5 protein-coding genes are annotated in these 6,024 nt (G+C 65.3%); 2 read left to right on the forward strand and 3 right to left on the reverse strand.

Annotated elements, in window-relative coordinates; genetic code table 11:
* The 3 genes from J7I85_RS24650 to J7I85_RS24660 form a co-directional block, all read right to left on the reverse strand.
* Positions 1-877: zinc-binding dehydrogenase (locus tag J7I85_RS24650; protein ID WP_214858620.1), on the reverse strand; the 877-nt coding region annotated here is incomplete at its 3' end.
* 191 nt (positions 878-1,068) lie between these two features.
* A complete protein-coding gene (locus J7I85_RS24655) occupies positions 1,069-2,064 on the reverse strand; it encodes an aldo/keto reductase (protein ID WP_214858621.1) in 996 nt (331 codons plus the stop codon).
* A 108-nt stretch (positions 2,065-2,172) separates the two neighbouring features.
* Complete coding sequence (locus tag J7I85_RS24660; protein ID WP_214858622.1) at positions 2,173-3,624, reverse strand: MFS transporter; 1,452 nt, start codon at positions 3,622-3,624, stop codon at positions 2,173-2,175.
* A gap of 102 nt (positions 3,625-3,726) precedes the next feature.
* Between J7I85_RS24660 and J7I85_RS24665 the strand changes: the two genes are divergently transcribed.
* Both J7I85_RS24665 and J7I85_RS24670 read left to right on the forward strand, forming a co-directional pair.
* A complete protein-coding gene (locus J7I85_RS24665; RefSeq protein ID WP_214858625.1) occupies positions 3,727-4,608 on the forward strand; it encodes a helix-turn-helix transcriptional regulator in 882 nt (293 codons plus the stop codon).
* Positions 4,605-5,387, forward strand: coding sequence for an SDR family oxidoreductase (locus J7I85_RS24670; RefSeq protein ID WP_214858628.1), 783 nt, complete (start codon positions 4,605-4,607; stop codon positions 5,385-5,387). Before J7I85_RS24665 ends, J7I85_RS24670 begins: the two co-directional genes overlap by 4 nt.
* The last annotated feature ends 637 nt before the right edge of the window (positions 5,388-6,024 follow it).

The following is a 6,024-nucleotide window of genomic DNA, read 5'->3' on the forward strand; positions in this document are numbered from 1 at the left end:
CCGGTGCGACGCCGCCGGTGAGCGTGATGTTGCGCATGAACTCGCTGAACCCGAGCGGTACGTCGGAGAATTGCGGCGCCCCGACGCGGCTGATCACGCCGCCGTCACGGACGACGCCGATCGCCATCTCGATCGCTGGCTTGAGGCCCACAGCTTCGAGCACGGTGTGCGTTCCGTCGCCGTTCGTGAGTTCCCTGACCCTGGCGATGCCCTCCTCGCCGCGTTCGGCCACGACGTCGGTGGCGCCGAATTCGCGGCCGAGGTCCGTTCGGGCCTCGTGCCGGCCCATGAGAATGATCCGCGAGGCGCCCATCAGCTTGGCGGACAAAACCGCTGAGAGGCCCACTGCGCCGTCACCGATCACGGTAACGGTCTGGCCGGGCTGGATGCCGGCCTTCTTGGCGGCGTGGTATCCGGTGGACATGACATCGGAGAGGCTCAGCAGGGACGGGATCAGCTTCTCATCGAAGCCCGCGGGGACGACGACGAGGGTGCCCGACGCCTGCGGGACCCGGGCGAACTCGCCCTGGCCGCCGTCGTCGTGACCGCCCCAGTGCGCGCCGTGCCGGCAGGAGGTCTGCAGTCCTTCCTTGCAGAAATCGCAGGTGCCGTCGGAGGCCACGAAGGGCGCGATGACAAAGTCACCCACGGACAGGCCGGACACCTCGGAGCCGAGTTCTTCGACGATGCCGACGAACTCGTGGCCCATCCGCGCGCCTTCGGAGGTTTCGGGCTTGGAGCCGTAGGGCCACAGATCGCTGCCGCAGATGCAGCCGGCGAGGATGCGCACGATCGCGTCGGTGGGCTCTTGGATGGTGGGGTTGGGAACGGTTTCGACGCGCACGTCTCCTGCGCCGTACATCAGTGTTGCTCGCATGGTGAGGGTTCCTTCGTGGTTGATAGCCGGTTTTCAGTCAACACCGGTCACGGACCGCTTGGGAGTGCATGTCAGTACCCCCATGAAGTGCAGGTGTGTTGGTTCAGCCGGGCGGCTTTGGTGAGAGTCGGGGCTGGCCAATTGTCGGCGCCCTGGGGATACCGATGATTGGCCAGCAGTTGACCCTGTGGTTAGTGGTCGCGGTCGATGGCGGCGTCCAGCCCTGCCGAGAGCGGTGCGCCGACGAGGTCGAGAGCGGCGAGGGCTTCGTCGATTCGCTGCAGGTCGTTCGCACTGAGTTCGAGGTCGGCTGCGGGCAGGTTGTCGTCCAGGTGGGTCAGGCGGGTGGCGCCGGGGATCGGAACGACCCACGGTTTCTGGGCTAGGAGCCAGGCCAGTGCCAGTTGCGCCGGGGAGGCGCCCTTTTCGGCTCCGAAATTCTTGAGGAAGTCGACGAGGGCGAAGTTCGCCTCAAGTGCCTCGGGCGTGAAGCGCGGGAAGTCCGCCCGGAGATCATTAGGGTTGTCGAACTTCATGTCCCGGGTGATGCCACCGGTGAGAAATCCCTGTCCGAGCGGGCCCCAGGCGACCAGCCCGATCCCAAGTTCTTCGCAGACCCCGAACTTCTTGGTTTCCGGTTCCCGCATCCACAGTGAGTAATGGTCCTGGATGACGGCGACCGGTTGGACGGCATGGGCACGGCGGATGCTTGTCTCGCTCGCTTCCGACAGTCCGAAGTGGCGTACCTTGCCCTCGGCGATGAGTTCCTTGACGGTGCCTGCGACGTCCTCCATCGGGACGTCCGGGTCGACCCGGTGCTGGTACAGCACGTCGATGTGATCGGTGCGCAGCCGGCGCAGCGACGCCTCAACCACGTCCCGAATGTGCCCGGGGCGGCTGTTGAGTCCGACCGTTTCTCCGTTGGCGTTTATGTCGAACCCGAACTTGGTGGCTACCAGCACCTCGTCCCGGATGGGCTGCAGCGCTTCACCGACCAGCTCTTCGTTGACGTAGGGGCCGTAGCCCTCGGCGGTGTCGAAGAGGGTGACGCCGCGTTCGGCGGCGGACCGGATGACGGCAAGGGCTTCGGTCCGGTCGGTAGCCGGGCCAAGGCCGAAGCTCAGGCCCATGCAGCCGAGGCCGATGGCCGATGTTTCAAGGCCGTCGCCGAGCTTGCGTGTTTTCATTGCATTTTTCCTTTGTGTTGTTGAATGAGCGTGGATTAGGGGGAGGAAGGAGGCAGAGAAAGTAGATAGTTGTTGTCCGTGACGCCTCGGGGTCGGGACTGGGACAGTTCAGCGGGCGGGCTCAGTCTCTGGTGCGGGCACGGTCGACGTTGTTTTCCCGGCTCGCCGGGCCGCCAGATCTGCGGGCAGGATGAGGGCCGCCGTGGTGACCAGGGCCAGGAGCAGGAGGACGCTGCCCGTGGTGAGTGCGGCACTGACCTGCGCGGCCAGGTGCACTGCAGCAGGGCCTCCGGTGGGGACGGTGGCTGCGGCCGCGACCGCGACACCGAGCCCCAGGCAGGTACCAACCTGGTGGAAGGTGTTCACCAGTCCCGAAGCCGCGCCGGCATCGGCCGCGGGGGCACCAATGATGCCAAACGACGTCAGCGGCGCGAAGGCAAACCCCTGGCCGGCGCCGATGAGGACCATCGGCAGCGCGACGCCGATCCAGTAGTTGGAGTCGGTTCCGGCGCGGCTGAGCCAGAACATCCCGGCGAGGGTGATGAGGATACCGGCCAGCAGAGCGACCGAGCCCGGCATCCGCCTGACCAACGGCGGAATGCTCATCGCGACGGTGAAGTTCACGGCGGTCATGGGCAGGAATCCGATCCCGGCCTGCAGCGGGTCGAAGCCAAGGACTTCCTGCATGAACTGGGTGGTGAAGAAGAAGAACCCGATCATCGCACCGAGGTAGAGGAAGCGTGCCACATAGGCGCCAGTGCGGCGACGGCTCGCGAACAGCCGCAACGGCATGATCGGCTGGGCCGTCTTGCGTTCGATCAGCACGAACAAGACCAGGAGTACGACACCGGCGCCCACAGCCGTAACGGTGACCGGCGAGGTCCAGCCCACTTCAGCGGTATTGATGATCCCAAATACCAGTGCACCGACGCCGAGGGTCGCAGTCAGCGCCCCGGCAACGTCGAAGCGGCCGCTGGCACGTCCGCTTTCCGGGAGGAACCGGGGAGCAAGCGCGATCATCGCCGCGCCGATGGGCACGTTGACGAAGAACCCGGCCCGCCAGGAAATCCAGTGCGCCAGGGCACCGCCGATCACCAGCCCGAGGCTGGCCCCGATCCCTGCAGTTGCGCCGTAGAGCGACACCGCCCGGGTGCGCTCACGGCCTTCCGGGAAGCTCGCCGCCAGCAGTGACAGGGACGCAGGGGCCACGATCGCGGCCCCGATACCCTGCACCGCGCGGCCGGCGATCGCCCACCAGCCCGCCGGTGCGAGGCCGATCAGCAGTGACGCGAGTGAGAACACCACCAGCCCGAACACGAAGACGCGCCGCCGGCCCAGCAGGTCACCGGCCCTCGCGCCGAGGAGCAGCAGCCCGCCGAAGACCAGCGTGTAGGCATCCTGGACCCAGGAGAGCTCACTGGTGCTCAGCTGCAGGTCGGCTTGAAGGCTGGGCAGCGCGGTGAAGATGACCGAGTTGTCCAGCAGGATCATGAAGTAGCTGGCGAGGATGATCGCCAGGATCGCTCCCGGATGCGGAGCGGTGGTAGGTGCCGGTTTCATGCTTTCCATGCAACCGCGAATTCTTACGGTCCGGGAGTCACTGACGTTCCGGGTAATGACAGTCCCTCCCTCCCCTCGGGACGGCGGCGTAGCGTGGCTGCCATGACACACAGCGATGACGTGCGGAAGTTCCTCAGCTCCCGCCGTGCAAGGATCACGCCCGAGGAAGCCGGGCTGCCGGCCTATGGCGGCAACCGCCGCGTCAGCGGCCTGCGCCGCGAGGAAGTTGCCATGCTCGCCGGCATGAGCATCGATTACTACATCCGCCTTGAGCGCGGAAACCTCTCCGGCGCCTCCGACAGTGTCCTCGAAGCCCTCGCCCGCGCCTTGAAACTTGACGACGCCGAAACGGCCCACCTTTTCGACCTGGCCCGCGCCGCGACCGCTTCCCCCCGGGTCCGGCGCAAGCGTAGCCCGCAAACAGTTCGGCCGAGCGTGCAACGCGTCATCGATGCCATCAGGACGGCGCCGGCCTGGGTACGCAACGACCGCGGGGATGTCCTCGCTGCCAACGACATGGGCCGGGCACTATATCTGGACATGATGGCAGAGGGGGACGCTCCGCCGAACAGCGCGCGGTTCACCTTCCTGAACCCGAAAGCACGCGAATTCTTCATCGACTGGGAGCGGGCCGCTGACGACGTCGTCGCTGTCCTGCGGTCCGCCGCCGGGAAAAACCCCTTCGACAAAGACCTCACCGACCTGGTCGGTGAACTCTCGACCCGCAGCGAAGAGTTCCGCACCCGGTGGGCCCGGCACGATGTGAAGTACCACCGCGCTGGCCGCAAGCGCCTGCACCACCCGATCGTCGGCGACCTGGACCTGAGCTACGAGGCAATGGAACTTCCCGCCGACCCGGGACTGCGCATCAACGTCTACACGGCCGACCCCAACACACCCTCAGAGGACGCACTGAAAGTCCTCGCCAGCTGGGCCGCCACCCAGCGCGAAACAACAGAAGCATCAGTCAAGGAGAAACGATGACCAATCGTCCGTCAACGGTATTGATTGCCGGTGCCACCGGCAGCATCGGCCGCCATGCCGTGGCCGAAGCGCTGCGGCAGGGCTACACCGTGCGGGCCCTCGTCCGCGATCAGGCCCGCGCCGCCCGCGTCCTCCCTGAAGGGGTGGACCTTGTCGTGGGTGACTTGACCCGTCCCATAACCCTTGGTCCCGCCGTCGACGGCGTCGAGGCGATCGTCTTCACCCACGGGTCCACCACCAGTGAACGTGACGTCCGGGATAACGACTACGCCGGCGTCGCCAACGTCCTTAAGGTGCTGGGCAGTCGCCGCGTACATATCGCACTCATGACCGCGATCGGCACCACCCGCCCGGGAGTCGCCTACGCTACCTGGAAGCTGCGCAGCGAACGGCTCGTCAGGGCCAGCGGCAACCCCTACACGATCGTGCGGCCCGGCTGGTTCGACTATAACCAACCCGACCAGCGCACGATCGTCATGCTCCAAGGCGACAAACGACAGGCCGGCTCACCCGCCGACGGCGTCATCGCCCGCGACCAGATCGCCCGCGTACTCATCGACAGCCTCAACATCGACGCCGCCAACCACAAAACACTCGAACTCATCGCTGACCACGGACCGGAACAAGACGAGCTCACCCCCGTCTTCGCTGCACTTACGCCAGACTCGGTCGAATCTCTCGACGCCGCCCAAGACGATGTGAATCTGCCGGTCACCAATGAGCCCGAAACGTTCCGTCATGACCTCGCTACGATCACACCAGGAAACCACAGAGTTTGATGGTTAAAGTCCGAGCTTCGACCGAAAATAAAGGAACCCAAATAGCACCCCGCATACGACTGGCCGCGGGTGCCGGCACGACTGTGGCTGTTGGGCTGGCCCTCGCTGGCTGCAGCGGGAGCAATCTCCCAGTGAACAACGCTGACCAGATCGCACCATCAATGAAGGGCTCCGATTCATCTGCAATACCGGCGGCGGCGCAGTATCGGGACGGCCGTCACCAGAATCGAGATCACAACCCCAGCCCAGGATCAGACCTCGCTGGGATACCAGCAAAGGTTCGCCGCCGCGCTGCCCAACGCAGTCATCGGCCGGAACATCGACGAGCTCAACATCGACCGACTCGCCGGATCCAGCGGCTGCTCAGAAGGATTCATGAACGCGCTCAGAGAGATCAAAAGAGACGCGGAAATATGACCGGCCCATCGGTCAGTCCGGCTGGCATACCGCTCAATCAGCCGCTGCTAATAGTGCAGCCGAATCATTCTCATAACCCAGAGTTTTGAGGCACTGAGGTTACGAGACGCGTCGCCTCGCTTCGAAGAAGGGTTCAGCTCCCCGCAAGCCGATCCCTAACCGGACGCTTGTAAGCCGACTCTGTAATGGTGTGGCCTGTCTGCCGCTTGGGTGTCCTGCA

The organism is Arthrobacter sp. ISL-65 (assembly GCF_018613795.1).
Taxonomy (GTDB): Bacteria; Actinomycetota; Actinomycetes; order Actinomycetales; family Micrococcaceae; genus Arthrobacter.